We start from the raw sequence: 14928 nt of genomic DNA on the forward strand, positions 1-14928 counted from the left end.
TGTATTTTAAAGAGTTTAGTTATATCTAAACAAAAATGAGTAAATTTGCATTAAAAGAATATAATAATGTTACGGGTAAAATAAAGTTCTTTAAACTGATTGAGGATACTGTTTGCTATTGGGATGATTTTTGTCGTGAAATACAAAAAGAAGCCAATTTTGAGGATCAATTAATTACAATAATATCACGAATGAACGACGTGGCTAACTTACGAAGGTTGCCAAAAGAAAAATTCAGGGACATTACCCCTGATAAGGAAGTGATAAAGGAATACGAGATAAAAACAAAAGATTTAAGAGTTTATCTTATCAAAGATGATGTTGGCAACATTGTTTTAATAGGCGGTAAAAAGAGTTCACAGGTAAGTGATATAAAAAGTTTTAGGGCATTAAAGAGATCTTATTTTAATTCAATAAACATATGACAAGAGAAAAATTATTAAGAAGTTCGACATATTGGTTTGAATTTGAACAAAATGAACTGTTTAGACAGGTTTATCAATACATGGCAGAAGAAAACATTAATCAAACCGAACTCGCTAAAAGGTTGAATGTTTCAAAAGGGTATATATCCCAGATTTTAAAGGGAAATTTCAATTACACATTAAAAAAATTGATTGACCTTTGTTTGGCTATAGGTATAGTACCTCACATCGGATATAAAAAAGTTGAAGATATTATTAACGAAGATGTTGATCTCAAAGCGTACTATGATAGTGACATATCTATGTTTAGCAAAATTATTCCGATAAACTCTTCTTCTATAAAAGATACTCCATATTTTCAGGATTTCCCTCTTCAACAAATACAATTACCAGTTGACGGCGATAACTTTATCACTACAACAGTAATTCCAACACTTAAACAGGCATAATAATGGACACTGAATATCCTCCTTTTGAATTTGGCATTAGCAGAATAGTAGATTGTGGCTTTATGATTGAAGAAGCTGTAAAAGCTGAACCCAATAAGGTTAGATTGGGCTATTCGATGAACTTCCTATTTGACGTGCCAAATAGCTGGATACAATTTAATGTAAGAGCCGATTTTCAACACTCTGAAACTGGTATTACTTTTTTAAGTGGGACTGTGTTAACACGATTTAGTATAAATAATTTAAGTGGCTTTTTAGATGATGATAAAAAGGTTGTGTTTCCAAAAGGGGTACTGGAAAGCTTATTTGGGATTGCATTTAGCCACATGAGAGCTATTTTAGCGAAAAATATTGCAGGAAGCAGATTTACTAATGTTTATGTACCAGTAATTGATACTCAAGTTGTATTTAACGAATTATTAAAACGAAATATTGAAGTTGCTAAAAAACTCAACGAGGACTTAGCATCTGAAAATGCAGACAACGATGTCGCTGAAAACATTTACTCCCCCCCAAGTAAAGGCAGTTAAATGTGCACGTGGTGAGCACCGAGCCATTCGTAGACTCTGTCCACGAATCCTCATGCTTGTATTCGCTATCTAAAGGAAGATGGCAATAATAGCTTACGCGCCTCAACGAGCCTCGCTTGTGGCAACTATGTAAGATGATTGAAGGATTGAATGAAAGGCAAGCGTTAATACTTTATTTTTCTTGAAATGGCTGGTGGTTAAACCATTCTGCGTTGTGGTACTCTAACCCGGTATGAGCAATACCAGTCAAAGTGCTAATACGCAAAATAAACAAAAGTTACTCAAGCCGGTAACCTTACTCAGGTTGAGCATTGGCTTAATCTATTTTTGGTTCGGCATACTTAAATTCTTTTACGGGTTCAGTCCTGCCAAGCAAATTGCCTCTCAAACTGTACATCATTTAACGTTTGGCCGCCTGCCCGATCATTTGGCCATAACAATGCTGGCCGCAGGCGAATGCGCCTTAGGTATTTTATTGATGGGTTGCCTGTGGATGAGGGCAACGCTTGTGCTTGTATTTATCCACATGCTATTCACTTTTACACCCTTTGTGTTTTTTCCGCAAGCTACATTTCTGCATTTGCCTTACGATTTTACTTTACTTGGCCAGTATATCATGAAAAACCTCGTCATCATTAGCGGCACATGGGTTTTATGGCAGCAGTATGTACAAAACGCGCCAGCATTTTATTTCAGGGATAATGATTGAAGGATTGAGTTATTGAAGGATTGATTGAAAAGGAAAAACAGTAAATAAATGGCGCGGTTTTTATCATCCTGTATCCCCAATAACCACATCCTCCGCCCCCGGCCAACCATCCTCTAAACCAACCCAAAACAGTTTTTACACAACACAGATAAAACAAATTAGCGCGTTTTAGCTTTAGCAAGTACCTTTACATTTAAAAAGAAAATTTTTATTTATATGATAGCTACTAAAGCTTACGCTGCACAAAGCCCTACTACCGACTTAGCTCCCTGGAATTTTGAGAGGCGCGATGTTGGTGCTCACGATGTGCAGTTTGATATTTTATTTTGTGGCGTTTGCCACTCGGACTTACACCAAATTAAAAACGACTGGTTTCCCGGTATATTCCCCATGGTGCCCGGGCACGAAATTGTTGGCCGCGTGGTTGCCGTTGGCTCGCACGTAAAAAACTTTAAAGTTGGCGATTTGGCCGGAACCGGCTGCCTGGTAGATTCGTGCCGCGAGTGCGAAAACTGCAAACAGGATTTGGAACAATTTTGCCTTAACGGAAACTCGCAAACTTATAACAGTTTGGAGCAGGATAAAAAAACGCCAACCTACGGCGGCTACTCAAACACTATTGTGGTTAACGAGGATTTTGTGCTCCATATATCCGAAAAATTAAATCCGGCCGCTGTTGCACCGCTGTTGTGCGCCGGTATTACCACCTACTCGCCACTGCGCCACTGGAAGGTAGGCAAGGGCCATAAACTGGCCGTATTAGGTTTAGGTGGCCTGGGCCACATGGCCGTAAAATTTGGCGTTGCTTTTGGTGCCGAAGTTACGGTATTGAGCACATCGGCAAATAAAGAGGCCGATGCCCGCAAATTAGGCGCCCACCACTTTGTGGTTACTACCGATGCCGAACAGGTTAAAGCTGCACAAGGCACTTTTGATTTTATTTTGGATACCGTATCGGCCGAGCACGATTTAAACATGTACCTTGGCTTACTACGCACCAACGGCACCCACATTTGCGTTGGCGTACCATCAAAACCGGCGCCGGTTGCCGCATTTAGCTTGCTGGGTGGCCGCAAAAGCCTCGCCGGATCGAACATTGGAGGTTTGGCCGAAACCCAGGAAATGCTTGATTACTGTGCCGAACACAATATCGTATCGGAAATTGAAATGATTGACATGAAAGATATTGCCAACGCTTACGAGCGCATGCTTAAAGGCGATGTACGCTATCGTTTTGTTATTGATATGGCTACCTTGTAAGCTATTAACCTTATAAATATATAGTTAAAGCAATATTGATTGCTTTTTATAAATATCATTCAATGTCGTTTAGTTAAAAGGCGGCCCCATCGGGGTCACAGGTAGGTAGCAAAACAAATTAAATAAAAATTTGCATGCCGTAGGTACAACACCTTTATAAGTGGCATACCTACGGCATGCAAATTTTCAATTATCACTTAGCTACCTACCTTTTGCACCGATGGTGCATTTTTAACCGCTTAAACTAAACGACATTGATTGGGTTATGCGATAAACTTCCGGTGTCCCTTTTTATCAGTAAATTTCAAACCTATTTTCACGGGTGTACTCGCTTTTACAAGTGGGCTTTTTGCTTTTTAGGTTGCCGCCCAATTGTTTAAAAAATAAGACTGTGGTTAATAAATTTGGGTTACATTTACGCTTTCTGTTGGTGGCTCAACTTCACCTGTTAAAACCACTTTTTTTTTGTATTAGGTTAAATATCAAGTGATGGCGAAAGGTAGTGGCGAGGAGTCTTCAAAAAAACAGTTCCCTGTTGTAGGGATAGGCGCGTCGGCAGGGGGGCTTAACGCAGTTAAGGCTTTTTTGCAGGCATTGCCGGCAAAATCGGGCATGGCGTTTGTGTTTATCCAGCACCTTAGCCCCAGTCACCAAAGTATTTTGCCCGAAATTTTGCAAAAAACTACACCCTTCCCCGTACAATCAATTACCGATAATATACACCTTGAGCCCGATAACCTGTATATTATTCCGCAAAATAAAATTGTTACCACTACCGATGGTATACTTAAGCTTGCACCGTTAGATAAAAAAAGCAAAACCAATACCATCGATCTCTTTTTTTCGTCGTTAGGCGTAGTGCATCAAAGTTATGCGGTGGGCATTGTATTATCGGGTGCTTTAAGCGATGGTACGCGGGGCTTGCAGGTTATCAAATCATACGGTGGTTTAACTTTTGCTCAGGACGAAGAGTCGGCAGCTTTTGATAGCATGCCCAACAGCGCAGTACGATCGGGCGCGGTTGATTTTGTGATGCCGCCCGATAAAATAGCCCAGCATCTTATTGCCATAAACCACCCCTTCCATACCGATTATTCGCACTCCGAAATAGTAAATACCATACCACAGCAAGATAACGAAACCTTTAAACAAATACTTACCGTGTTGCGCGTTAGGCGCGGGGTTGATTTTACGTACTACAAGCAAAGTACCTTAAAGCGGCGCATCATCCGCCGCATGGCGCTCAGTAAAATAGAAAAACCGGCAGATTACCTTAACTTTTTACGCGAAAATAAAACCGAGCAAGATTCGCTTTACAACGATATGCTGATCTCGGTAACCAACTTTTTTCGCGATCCGCAAAGTTTTGAATTGCTGTGCAACGTTATTTTCCCATCGTTGTTAAGCAGTAAAACCGAAAACGAAGCTTTACGGATATGGATAGCAGGCTGCGCCACCGGCGAGGAAGCTTACTCAATGGCTATATGCCTGCAAGAGCTGCTTGGCGATAAGGCTACGGCCAGAAAGATACAAATTTTTGCTACCGATATATCCGAAACGGCCATAGCAAAGGCGCGCACAGGGGTTTACCGCCCTACCGAACTGGTGGGTATATCAACATCAAGGCTGCAACAGTTTTTTACCAAGCAGGATGGTAACTACCAGGTAAGCAAAACCATACGCGATATGTGTGTATTTGCACACCATAATTTGCTTAAAGATCCGCCTTTTTCTAAAATAGATTTGGTGAGCTGTCGCAACGTAATGATTTACCTGGAGCCTGTATTGCAAAAACGGGCACTGGGCACTTTTCACTACTCGCTTAATAAGGATGGCTTTTTGATGCTGGGCAAATCCGAAACAATTGGCGGCAGCACCGATATATTTACGGCCTACAACCTTGCCGAGAAAATATACCTGCGTAAAGGGCCCGTGGGCCGCTTTATGACGGTTAGCTCGCCCGGAAGGGAACAAAGCTTTCGCGAAATTGATAAAAACGTACAAAAAGAAAGCTTCAATAAAGACATATTTAAAATAGCCGACGAAACCATGCTGGCCAACTTTATGCCGCCGGCTGTAGTGGTTAACGATAAGTTTGATATTGTGCAGTTTAAAGGCACTACCGAAACCTGGCTGGTGCCGCCCGTTGGCAAACCAAGTTTTAATGTACTTAAAATGGCGCGCGAGGGTTTAGCCTTCGAGCTGCGTAACTTGCTGCATTTGGCAAAAAAAACAAACCTGGCAACACGCAAGTTCAACGTTTTTTTTAAGATAAACGATTTACAGCACTTTGTTAACCTACAGGTTGCCCCGTTGCCCGAGGCTCCGGAGCAGCATTTTTTAATTGTTTTTCAGCAGGCATCAACCATTGGTATACAGCCCGGTATGTTTGATACCGGCCATACCGACGAAAATAGCAATTACAACGCCGCCGAAATGCGCATTGAGCACCTGGAGCGCGAACTGATGCAAACCCGCGCCGATATGCGCGTTATTGCCGACGAGCAGGAAGCATCAAACGAAGAACTGCAAAGCGCCAACGAAGAGTTACTATCCGGAAGTGAAGAACTGCAAAGCCTTAACGAGGAGCTGGAAACATCTAAAGAAGAACTGCAAAGCACCAACGAGGAGGTGATGATAGTTAACAAAGAACTGTTAGACCGTAACGAGCAACTCAATAACGTGCGCCTGTATAACGAGGGTATTGTGAGCACCATCCGCGATCCGCTGCTTATCCTCGACAAAGACCTCCGCATCAAACGCGCCACCGGCGGCTTTTACGCTAAATTTAAAATAACCGAAAAGGAAACCGAAGGACAGTATATTTACGACCTGGGCAACAACCAATGGGATATACCCAGCCTGCGCCAATTGTTAGACGAAATACTGCCCGAGAAAAAAGAGCTGGAAGGTTTTGAGGTGAGCCACAGGTTCCCGGTTATAGGCAAAAAAACAATGTGGCTCAACGCCCGCGAAATTGATAATATTAACGGCGAAAAGCTGATACTGCTATCGATAGAAGATATTACCGATAAACGCACCGTTGAACAGGGCCTGGCCGAAGCCGAACGCTTGTTGCTTGAAAGCAAAGAACGCCTCAAATTTGCGGTAGACTCGGCAGGCTTAGGCACCTGGGATTACGACCCCAAAAGCCGCGAACTGGTTTGGGATAAACGCTGTAAAGAAATTTTTGGCCTTGCACCGCTGGGCCATGTTGATTTATCGGCCTTTTTTGATACCATAAACCCTGAGGATAAAACCTGGGTTGAGCAAAGTGTACGCAAAACCCTATACCAGGGCACCAACGGCGATTTTGATATTGAGTACCGCACCATACCTATTGATGATAATGTTAAATGGTTAAAAGCCAAGGGCCGCGCTTATTTTAACGAAAAAGGCGAACCTATACGCTTCATCGGCACGATGCTTGACATTACCGCCCAAAAACAAAACGACCAGGCAAACATTGAGCTGTTAAAAAAGAAAGACGAATTTTTGAGTATAGCCAGTCACGAGCTAAAAACGCCAATAACCAGTTTAAAGGCGGCTTTGCAAATGATAGAGCGGGCCACGGCAAACAGCGACGAAATGAAAACGGCCCACGTTTTTGTGCAAAAAGGCATTAAACAGGTTAACAAACTGGTAGAACTGATTAAAGATTTGCTTGACGTTACCAAAATACAAGCCGGCAAACTGGAACTTAATAAAACCACATTTGTACTGAGCGAACTATTGGCCGAGTGCTGCGATCAGCAAAGCCTGGCCGGCACACATCAGCTTATTATTGATGGCGAAACCGATGTAGAAGTTTTTGCCGACCGTAACCGTATTGAACAGGTGATGGTAAACCTGCTCTCTAACGCCATCAAATACTCGCCCGACGAGGCACGAATCATCATCAACGTTGGCCGTATACCCGAGGGCATAAAAATTGCCGTTACCGATTTTGGCATCGGCATAGCCCGCGAAAAGCAAAGCCTATTGTTCGACAGGTTTTACCGCGTTGACGAAAGCTCCAAAAGGTTTACCGGCCTGGGCCTGGGCCTCTACATCTCCGCCGAAATTATAAAGCGCCACAATGGCCGCATCAATGTAAACAGCATTGAAGGCAAAGGCTCCACCTTTTGGTTTGTAATACCCGCCGAGTAAAACGGGTTTGCTCACCGCCCCCGCCAGCGTCTGCGCTGGTGGATTTAGGCAGTTTCGCCAAAACGGCTACTTAGCATATGGGCCACAAGCGAGTACACTTGCGGGAGCGATGGGAGGGCCCTTGCGGGAGATGTGGTATTTAAGAAATATACTTAAAATTGCCGAGGAAAACCAACTAAGCTTCCCCTAACTCCATCGGGAAAATGTTTCAGAAAAACATTAAATAGGTGGTCTTTTGTTTTATAGTTAACATTTGATTGTTTATGAAAGCCAAAACATGGTAATCCGTGATTAGAACTAGCCTCGTAGTCTAAAAAACAATTAATCCATAGTTTGTCACCTTTTAAATCATCTATGACTAACACTTCATTCGAAAGATATTTCAATTCTTCTTTAAATCGTTTTATTCTATCCGCGTAAGTTTTATTAGGAATAGGGCTAAATCTTTTTTCGTATTCAAATTCATTCATATGCTAATATAACTAAAATTTAAAACCAATAAAAATATTAAAGAAGTTATATAGCTAAGTTATTCGTAGTCTGTTATCCGAATAACTCACCGCCCCCGCCAGCGTCCGCGCTGGTGGATTTAGGCAGTTTACCCAAAACGGCTACTTAGCATCGCTGCCACAAATGAGTACACTTGCCGGAGCGATGGGGTATACTAATACCGGGTTTAATGGTGTTTCTTAACCCCAAATACTTTAATCAAAAAGTTGAGCGTGCTAAGTAAAATTAACGAAGCATTAATAATTAAAAGCGCTTCAACAAGTATTAAACAAATTTGATAAATTGCGATGTGCGCTATCTTTGCGATGTAAACTGCAATTAACGCAATCAATAATAACCCTAATGTTAAAGGCCAGTAAGAAATAAGCTTGGATATTTTTGACGTCATTATAATATACGTAAATTGTATTCAAATATAATTTTAAAGTTTTAATTATCAACCCCAAGTTATTCCACCGCTCCCGCCAGCGTCTGCGCTGGTGGATTTAGGCAGTTTCGCCAAAACGGCTACTTAGCATATCGGCCACAAGTGAGGGCACTTGCGGGAGCAATGGCGGTGGTTTTCCTTAGCCAAAGCCGTTTATAAGTAATGGTTTTTCTGGTAAAAAAAACTTATCTCGTTTGCTGCAAGTGCCCAGTTGGAAATATGATTTTTGAATCCCTCTTTTAATGAAACATTGTTTCTGTTAATATGCCCGGCCTGAATCAAATTTGGCCCTTCGTTAAATAAATAGGCAATTGATTTTTCTATTGGCATAACTAATGCAATATGGCCCGGTTTTTTAGCATTTTGGTTTTTATATACAGCTATAACAATAAACCCTTTGTTTGCAAACTCTTGCGCCTTTTCATAAATACTATCTTGTATCTGTCGCCAACCCTGTTTGTAACCATCTGCCGAAGAAAGCCAGTTATATTGGGCATTTGCCAATAATTCTGTTTTGTGTTCGGGTGGCCTTAAAATATAAACACCTTTTTGTTTACAAACAGAAGCAACAAAAGCACTGCAATGTGTTTTAATATTTTTTGTTGCATATGGGTTATCCGGCTCGCCCGTCTCCCAGTTTATATGGTTACCTGCCAGCCATAAGTTTTCTACATTTTGTTTTAAGTAAAAATCTCTAAGCCGTGAGCCTTCCAAATCTACCCTTTTAACTTGCTGACCAAATGCAAAACCGACTAATGCTGTTAGTAAAAATACTATAATTGCTTTTTTCATTTCCTATCTCTGTAAAACATGCCAGTTGTATAAAATTGCCGCAATTATCATAATCGCAGCAATCATAATTTAAACTATCGTGTCGCACCATAGTTTAATCATTGGATTATCGAACTGCAAATTTTTTACTTTTGCATCATGGCAAATATCCGTGGCAATTAGGCCGTTTAGTCAAAACGGCTACTTTGCATATCTGCCACAAGTGAGCACACTTGCGGGAGCGATGGAAATTTATTGCACTTCATTCTTTAACTAGCAGCTTCAAATACGTAAAAATCTGCCCACTATGCTCCGCTTCGTGATAGTTAGCGGCTTGTAGCGCCTGTACATGATTTTTCACTTGAAACCCGATGGGTAACTCAAAGGGCTCATAGTTAACAAATAATCCGGATTCCAGATCTGTTTCAAGGCGGTTCACTGTATCAATCAATAAATGTTTCACCTCATTAACATCTGGAGTAACTTTCCAAGAACGTGGAGACGATCCAATTTTGAAGGACTCCTCGAATTCTTTAGATATGTACATTGGCAATCCACTACGCATGTACATATGCCTCTGTTGAGAAGTGATACAATGGCCAATTTGCCAAATTATATTATTGTTAAAACCCTCCGGAATTTTAAATAATATTTCGTAGTTACTTTTTTCAATCAATTGCGATAGCCTGGTCCTGCTCGCTCTTAAAATTTCACATTCAAAACGTTCATTAATCATTTAGTTTGGTTTAAGTACTTAGCAACGGAAGCAGCCGTAATGTTTTCTAAAGTAACCTTTTCAAATTAAAGTTCAACATTGATGTCTAATTGCTCCCGCCAGCGTCCCCGCTGGTGGATTTAGGCCGTTTAGCCAAAACGGCCTACTTAGCATATCTGCCACAAGTGAGGGCACTTGCGTGAGCGATGGGGAATTGTTCTTATTTCGACTGAACATATCTTATACATCTATGCACAAACGAAGTTCATCATATTAATCATCAATTAGATATTTGAAAAACAATCACCAGGGTGAGATCAAATACCATAAAAATCAAATCTGTTATAAAAACTCCAAGCATCCAAGCAAATTCACAATGAAATTATATAGTTGCATTTTCATTTTAATCGCCATAATTTTTAACGCGCTTCCAAGCAAAGCTCAGCTTCAATACGCAATTGAAGTTAATATTTCGAACTCTAACGGCGAATTTGTATACCTCGCCGATGCTCAGGGAGGCGCTTCAGACAGATCAAAAATAGTTAAGGTTGACTCAGCTCAATTGATTAACGGAAAATGCGTCTTCAAAGGTCAATTTAATGATTTAAAGTATTACTCAATCGCTTTCAAATCAAAGGGTAATTATGCAGGTTTTATTATCGATACTGGAAAAATCAAAATTAGTGCCAACGGGGCCGATTACCTTTACAAGTCCTTAAAAGTTGAGTCGAAACAAAATCAATGGCTAGCTCTTGCAAAAAGAAAAATGGATTCGATAGAAGTTGTTAGAGAGCGTTTTCAGGATAGTCTTCTTAAATACGAAAATAAGAATGAAATATTAACCCAGAAATATTCAAAATTGATGGACATACAGGACTCCTGCTCTGCCATGTCACTCCTTTTTTTTATAAAAAATCATCCCGATTCATATTATAATTTCTTAACCCTAAAGCAACTTTATAAGGCTACACCTCAAGTTTTTGAAATGGCAAAACAAATTTTTCCATTCTTCTCCAACAGGCTAAAGGATTCACAAGAGGGTAAAGACTTTCAAACTTTGTTATTCCGGAAGTCATTGGAGAAAACATTCATGCCAAGCATAACTTTATACAATGCACATAAAAAGATAGAAACGATAAATTTTAAAAGCAGTATTTATTTGATTGACTATTGGGCATCCTGGTGTGGCCCGTGTATTGCAAAATTCCCATATATGCGGTCGTTACTAACAAAATATAATAGTAAAGGCTTTAAACTACTGTCGATCTCCCTAGATAATAATTACCAAAAGTGGGTTGAAGCGGTAAGAAAGCAGAGGGTTGATTGGCCTAATTATTTAGATTTAAATGCCTTTGAATCAAGAGATGCTAAACTTTTTGACATCATCAATATCCCATTTACAATTTTAGTTGACAAAACGGGTAAGATTGTAAAGCTCAATCCCTCCGACCAGTATTTGGAAAAATACTTGCTAGAAATGCAACCATAATCCTTTATATGGTTTGTACTACGGGGCCCAGTCGGTTCCCGCTATTCCCATTGCTCCCGCCATCGTCCCAGCTGGTGGATTTAGGCAGTTTAGCCAAAACGGCCTACTTAGCATATCTGCCACAAGTGAGGGCACTTGCGTGAGCGATGGAGGCAAATGCTTGCTTGTGATAAGCAACTCGTTTACATAGTCGTCCGAAGTCATAGACATTCGGACAGCAGACTACGAATAACTTGGCATATACTATTGCATTCTTAAAAATTCAAATACGGATTTTGTGCTACTCCATGAATCTATCACTGGAATTTCTCTTTTTATGAGATCTAACCCAAGTTCTGTGAACTCAAATCGCGATATTGTTTTATAGCCCATTGGTACATTATCAAATGGCAAGCCCCATTGCTGTGTGGCATCGACTAGGGTCGCTTGTATTTCAACTATGGTACCAGATAAATTATTTTTTAGATAATTAAATCGTGTACCAAAGGGAATTTCATATTCTGAATACGTACAAAAAAAATTTAAGGCTAAACCCTCATTAAACTTCCTTTTTAATCCTTTCTTAATAACCTCATAGCTATTTTCTGAAACTATACCCAATACCTGGGATTTATAAATTACCTTCATATATTTATTTTAGCTTGATTAACTCCAAAGCCTTTTGATAAAACGTTTGAGTTTGCTTTTCCCCCGCCCGCTATTCGTAGACTCTGTCTACGAATAAATATGCTTTGTAGTCTCCGACTACAGGAAGATTCTTTATAACCACAAGCGAGGACGCTGGCGTGAGCAGCTTTATGCCGTTTAGCCAGCCCTAAATAAAAGCATCCTACCTAAACACCTTATCCAAAAACGCCACCGTAAAATTTAAAGTAGTTTCAAACCAGGGGTTAAAAAGGCAAAAGGGGTGCGGCGTATCGGGCAGGGCGTGTATTTCGCTGTAAATGTGCAGGCTGTCCAGTTTGTGTACCACGTCGGTACGGCCGGCGTGCATCCGGTCAACGGCACTGTTAATAAAGGCTATGGGTGGCGTTTTGGCGTCAACATGGTTAAGGGCGCCGGCCTGGTGCCATAGGTCGGGCCGTTCGGTTTTGTTGTAGCCAAACCAAAGCGTCCCTGCCGATTTACGCTTGCTATCGTCGCCCTCGCCGCTTTCGGGGTGTATAAAGGCCAGCGTGCCGTCAACATCAACAATAGCCTGCACCTTGTCGCTATATTTGGTATATACCCCGTTACCGGCAAAAAGCGCGCTGCCGCCCGTGGTGCCCACAAGCGTAGCCAACTGCCCCCCGGCCGAAAAGCCCCAAAGCGCAATTTTATTAGTATCAATATGGTAAGCCTTAGCATTGGCGCGCACCCAGCGTATGGCCGTTTTTACATCGTTAACAGCGGCAGGGTACAGGGCCTCGGTTGATAGGCGGTACTCAACCGTTATGGCCACATAACCCCTGCCCGCAATTTGCTGCGCCATGGGCCAATGTTGCCACCTATCGCCCGATCGCCATCCGCCGCCATGTATCAGCAGCACCGCCGGTATTAGCTTTTTGCCTTTGGTGGGCGGGTAAAAAACATCAACGTGCAGGCTGCGCCCGCCAAGCCGGCAATAAACCAGGTTGGCTTTACTTTGCACGGTGGCCGGTATGGGCGGCTTTGCAACGGTAATAAAGGGGTATTTTTTTAGCGCACTTGTATAAGCGCTATAGGTGGTAAACGAGGTATCGCGCGGGCTGGGTTGTTGGCGGGCAAGGGCACTAAAGCCAAGTGCCAGTAGTACTATAGTAAGGCGTAGCTGCATAGGTTTTTGCTAATTGATGCGTTTTGGGGTTAAATAAACAAAGCGGTTTACGGTTTATGCTACCTGTTCCATCTTCCATAAAAATAACCACATTGCATCCCATATTCAAATTTATAATTATTAACATTATATTTATACCTATAAACCGGTTTTGATAGCGCACATCAAACAAAAGCCTGCGTTGTGTATAATATATTGTACATTTTTGTTTTACAATACGTAGTTTAGCATAATTACAAAACTGCATGTTAAAAAAAGTATCTGTTTTATTTTTATTGGTTTGCTTTTTATTGGGTGCAGATGCAGTGCGCGCTTCTATACAGAGCGATTTGCCATTGATTTGCAAAATAAAAGATCAAAACCAGCGCGAAAGAAAACTGGTGAGCTTTGTAAAATCGGTTTTTGAATACAGGCCTGCCGATAGCCTGGTGATTTTTAAGGGACAGGTGAACCTTATTTTCGACCAGTATAATATTGATAAAGTGGCCCTAAACTACTTTATTGATTGTATTACCCAGCAACGCCTGCAACACCTTGATAAGGCCGATAATTTTATTGGTAAAGCCATTGAGGTAGCCGCAAAAAACAGCGATCATTATTTGCTGTATTCCTTTTTTACCCACATGGCTTTTATGCACACCTATAAGGGCAATACTATTGAGGCCGTAACAAGTTTCAGGCTAGCCAAAAAAGAGGCCACTATACTTAACGACGATTATTTGCAGGTGCTGATAGCCATCAACATATCCGATATTTATTACCACAATAATTTTTACGGCCAATCATTATCTTACCTTAACCTGGCCGCCTCCATCCTGCAAAAGCAACACATAAACGAGCAGCGCCTGATTAACCTTGTTAACTATAACAAGGCCGAAAACTTTTTCAGGATGCGTGAGCTCGATTCGTTAACGCGATATGCCGATATACTAAACCATACCCTCACCGGCACCTATAAGCTGTATATTTTTAAAAACCGTATTAATTATTGCTTAACCTTTTTGCAGCGCAATTACAGCACCGCTATTAAGCAAATTATTGCGCTTAAAACCGACAAGCTCTACAAATTTGACCTTACCGATCAGCAAAACCTGGCCGACGCTTATTTTAATGCCAACCTGCCCGATTCGGCAAAGCACACCATTGATAACCTGCTGGCCCTGCCCGAGCTTTATAACCATCCCGAAGTAAAGTTTCACTTATACGAGGTTTTAGGCGCTATTGCACAAAACGAGCATAATGGCAACCTGGCCGCAACCAACTATAAAGAGGCCTTATTACAGGTTGAAGACCAGGTGAACAGGCTAACACAGGTGGGTAACATACAATCGCAAATGAAAATTGACGAGGTGCAGGGTGCCTACATTCAAAAAGAAGAAGCCTATAAGCACCAGCGCATGTGGCTCATATTTATCATCATTGCAGCGGTATTATCTATTGGTATTGTGGCCGTATTTTATCGCCAAAAGCGTTACTACGAAAAACTTTTATTTACCACTAAAAAAGAAGAACTGGCCTTTATTAACTCGCACGAGGTTAGGCGGCACCTATCAAACATTATTGGCATTATAACGGTGATAAAACATAGCGACGATAAGTTTAAAGATTACCAGCAAGCCGAAGAACACCTTTTTACCTCTACACAGGGCCTCGACGATTCCATTAAAAACATATCCGACAAGCTGGATAATTAACCACG

Annotated in this window: 13 protein-coding genes; 8 read left to right on the forward strand and 5 right to left on the reverse strand. The window is 41.3% G+C overall.

The features are described 5' to 3' along the window. Nucleotides 1–35 precede the first annotated feature (35 nt). The 6 genes from BDD43_RS24810 to BDD43_RS24835 all read left to right on the forward strand — a co-directional run bounded on the left by BDD43_RS24810 (nt 36) and on the right by BDD43_RS24835 (nt 7522). The gene (locus BDD43_RS24810; protein WP_121200739.1) at nt 36–425 is read left to right on the forward strand and encodes a hypothetical protein; all 390 of its coding nucleotides are present in this window, start codon (nt 36–38) and stop codon (nt 423–425) included. Next, nucleotides 422–874, forward strand: a complete 453-nt coding sequence (locus tag BDD43_RS24815) for a helix-turn-helix domain-containing protein (protein ID WP_121200741.1) — start codon at nt 422–424, stop codon at nt 872–874. The genes BDD43_RS24810 and BDD43_RS24815 overlap by 4 nt, the downstream gene beginning before the upstream one ends. Nucleotides 875–876: 2 nt before the next feature. Next, nucleotides 877–1404, forward strand: a complete 528-nt coding sequence (locus tag BDD43_RS24820) for a hypothetical protein (protein WP_121200743.1) — start codon at nt 877–879, stop codon at nt 1402–1404. Nucleotides 1405–1636: 232 nt separating this feature from the next. After that, a complete protein-coding gene (locus tag BDD43_RS24825; RefSeq protein ID WP_121200745.1) occupies nt 1637–2113 on the forward strand; it encodes a hypothetical protein in 477 nt (158 codons plus the stop codon). A gap of 216 nt (nt 2114–2329) precedes the next feature. Continuing rightward, nucleotides 2330–3373 (forward strand): NAD(P)-dependent alcohol dehydrogenase, encoded by a 1044-nt coding sequence (locus BDD43_RS24830; protein WP_121200747.1) that lies wholly within the window; start codon nt 2330–2332, stop codon nt 3371–3373. 489 nt (nt 3374–3862) lie between these two features. Continuing rightward, complete coding sequence (locus BDD43_RS24835) at nt 3863–7522, forward strand: CheR family methyltransferase (RefSeq protein ID WP_121200749.1); 3660 nt, start codon at nt 3863–3865, stop codon at nt 7520–7522. A gap of 152 nt (nt 7523–7674) precedes the next feature. Here the strand turns inward: BDD43_RS24835 and BDD43_RS24840 are convergent, their stop codons facing one another. The 3 genes from BDD43_RS24840 to BDD43_RS24855 all read right to left on the reverse strand — a co-directional run bounded on the left by BDD43_RS24840 (nt 7675) and on the right by BDD43_RS24855 (nt 9966). Beyond that, nucleotides 7675–7992, reverse strand: a complete 318-nt coding sequence (locus tag BDD43_RS24840) for a hypothetical protein (RefSeq protein ID WP_121200751.1) — start codon at nt 7990–7992, stop codon at nt 7675–7677. Between the two features lie 620 nt (nt 7993–8612). Continuing rightward, the gene (locus BDD43_RS24850; RefSeq protein WP_121200755.1) at nt 8613–9251 is read right to left on the reverse strand and encodes a hypothetical protein; all 639 of its coding nucleotides are present in this window, start codon (nt 9249–9251) and stop codon (nt 8613–8615) included. Nucleotides 9252–9492: 241 nt separating this feature from the next. Next, complete coding sequence (locus tag BDD43_RS24855) at nt 9493–9966, reverse strand: DinB family protein (protein WP_121200757.1); 474 nt, start codon at nt 9964–9966, stop codon at nt 9493–9495. A 355-nt stretch (nt 9967–10321) separates the two neighbouring features. On the opposite strand from BDD43_RS24855, the gene BDD43_RS24860 reads away from it, so the two are divergent. After that, a complete protein-coding gene (locus BDD43_RS24860) occupies nt 10322–11434 on the forward strand; it encodes a TlpA disulfide reductase family protein (protein WP_121200758.1) in 1113 nt (370 codons plus the stop codon). A gap of 243 nt (nt 11435–11677) precedes the next feature. Here BDD43_RS24860 and BDD43_RS24865 read toward each other — a convergent pair whose 3' ends face one another. Both BDD43_RS24865 and BDD43_RS24870 read right to left on the reverse strand, forming a co-directional pair. After that, nucleotides 11678–12061 carry a hypothetical protein gene (locus tag BDD43_RS24865; protein WP_121200760.1) on the reverse strand — a complete coding sequence of 128 codons (384 nt, stop codon included), beginning with the start codon at nt 12059–12061 and terminating at the stop codon, nt 11678–11680. Between the two features lie 202 nt (nt 12062–12263). Then, nucleotides 12264–13229 carry an alpha/beta hydrolase gene (locus tag BDD43_RS24870; RefSeq protein WP_121200762.1) on the reverse strand — a complete coding sequence of 322 codons (966 nt, stop codon included), beginning with the start codon at nt 13227–13229 and terminating at the stop codon, nt 12264–12266. 245 nt (nt 13230–13474) lie between these two features. Here BDD43_RS24870 and BDD43_RS24880 point away from each other — a divergent pair, with 245 nt between their 5' ends. Next, complete coding sequence (locus BDD43_RS24880) at nt 13475–14923, forward strand: hypothetical protein (protein ID WP_121200765.1); 1449 nt, start codon at nt 13475–13477, stop codon at nt 14921–14923. Nucleotides 14924–14928 lie beyond the last annotated feature (5 nt).

Origin of the sequence: Mucilaginibacter gracilis (genome assembly GCF_003633615.1) — a bacterium.
In the GTDB taxonomy this organism is placed as follows: domain Bacteria; phylum Bacteroidota; class Bacteroidia; order Sphingobacteriales; family Sphingobacteriaceae; genus Mucilaginibacter; species Mucilaginibacter gracilis.

Bases quoted from the DNA above. Each gene is read 5' to 3' on its own strand.
- BDD43_RS24855 (WP_121200757.1), bottom strand. From the start codon at position 9,966: ATGATTAATGAACGTTTTGAATGTGAAATTTTAAGAGCGAGCAGGACC.
- BDD43_RS24820 (WP_121200743.1), top strand. From the start codon at position 877: ATGGACACTGAATATCCTCCTTTTGAATTTGGCATTAGCAGAATAGTA.
- BDD43_RS24865 (WP_121200760.1), bottom strand. From the start codon at position 12,061: ATGAAGGTAATTTATAAATCCCAGGTATTGGGTATAGTTTCAGAAAAT.
- BDD43_RS24860 (WP_121200758.1), top strand. From the start codon at position 10,322: ATGAAATTATATAGTTGCATTTTCATTTTAATCGCCATAATTTTTAAC.
- BDD43_RS24810 (WP_121200739.1), top strand. From the start codon at position 36: ATGAGTAAATTTGCATTAAAAGAATATAATAATGTTACGGGTAAAATA.
- BDD43_RS24880 (WP_121200765.1), top strand. From the start codon at position 13,475: ATGTTAAAAAAAGTATCTGTTTTATTTTTATTGGTTTGCTTTTTATTG.
- BDD43_RS24850 (WP_121200755.1), bottom strand. From the start codon at position 9,251: ATGAAAAAAGCAATTATAGTATTTTTACTAACAGCATTAGTCGGTTTT.
- BDD43_RS24815 (WP_121200741.1), top strand. From the start codon at position 422: ATGACAAGAGAAAAATTATTAAGAAGTTCGACATATTGGTTTGAATTT.
- BDD43_RS24840 (WP_121200751.1), bottom strand. From the start codon at position 7,992: ATGAATGAATTTGAATACGAAAAAAGATTTAGCCCTATTCCTAATAAA.
- BDD43_RS24825 (WP_121200745.1), top strand. From the start codon at position 1,637: ATGAGCAATACCAGTCAAAGTGCTAATACGCAAAATAAACAAAAGTTA.
- BDD43_RS24870 (WP_121200762.1), bottom strand. From the start codon at position 13,229: ATGCAGCTACGCCTTACTATAGTACTACTGGCACTTGGCTTTAGTGCC.
- BDD43_RS24835 (WP_121200749.1), top strand. From the start codon at position 3,863: ATGGCGAAAGGTAGTGGCGAGGAGTCTTCAAAAAAACAGTTCCCTGTT.
- BDD43_RS24830 (WP_121200747.1), top strand. From the start codon at position 2,330: ATGATAGCTACTAAAGCTTACGCTGCACAAAGCCCTACTACCGACTTA.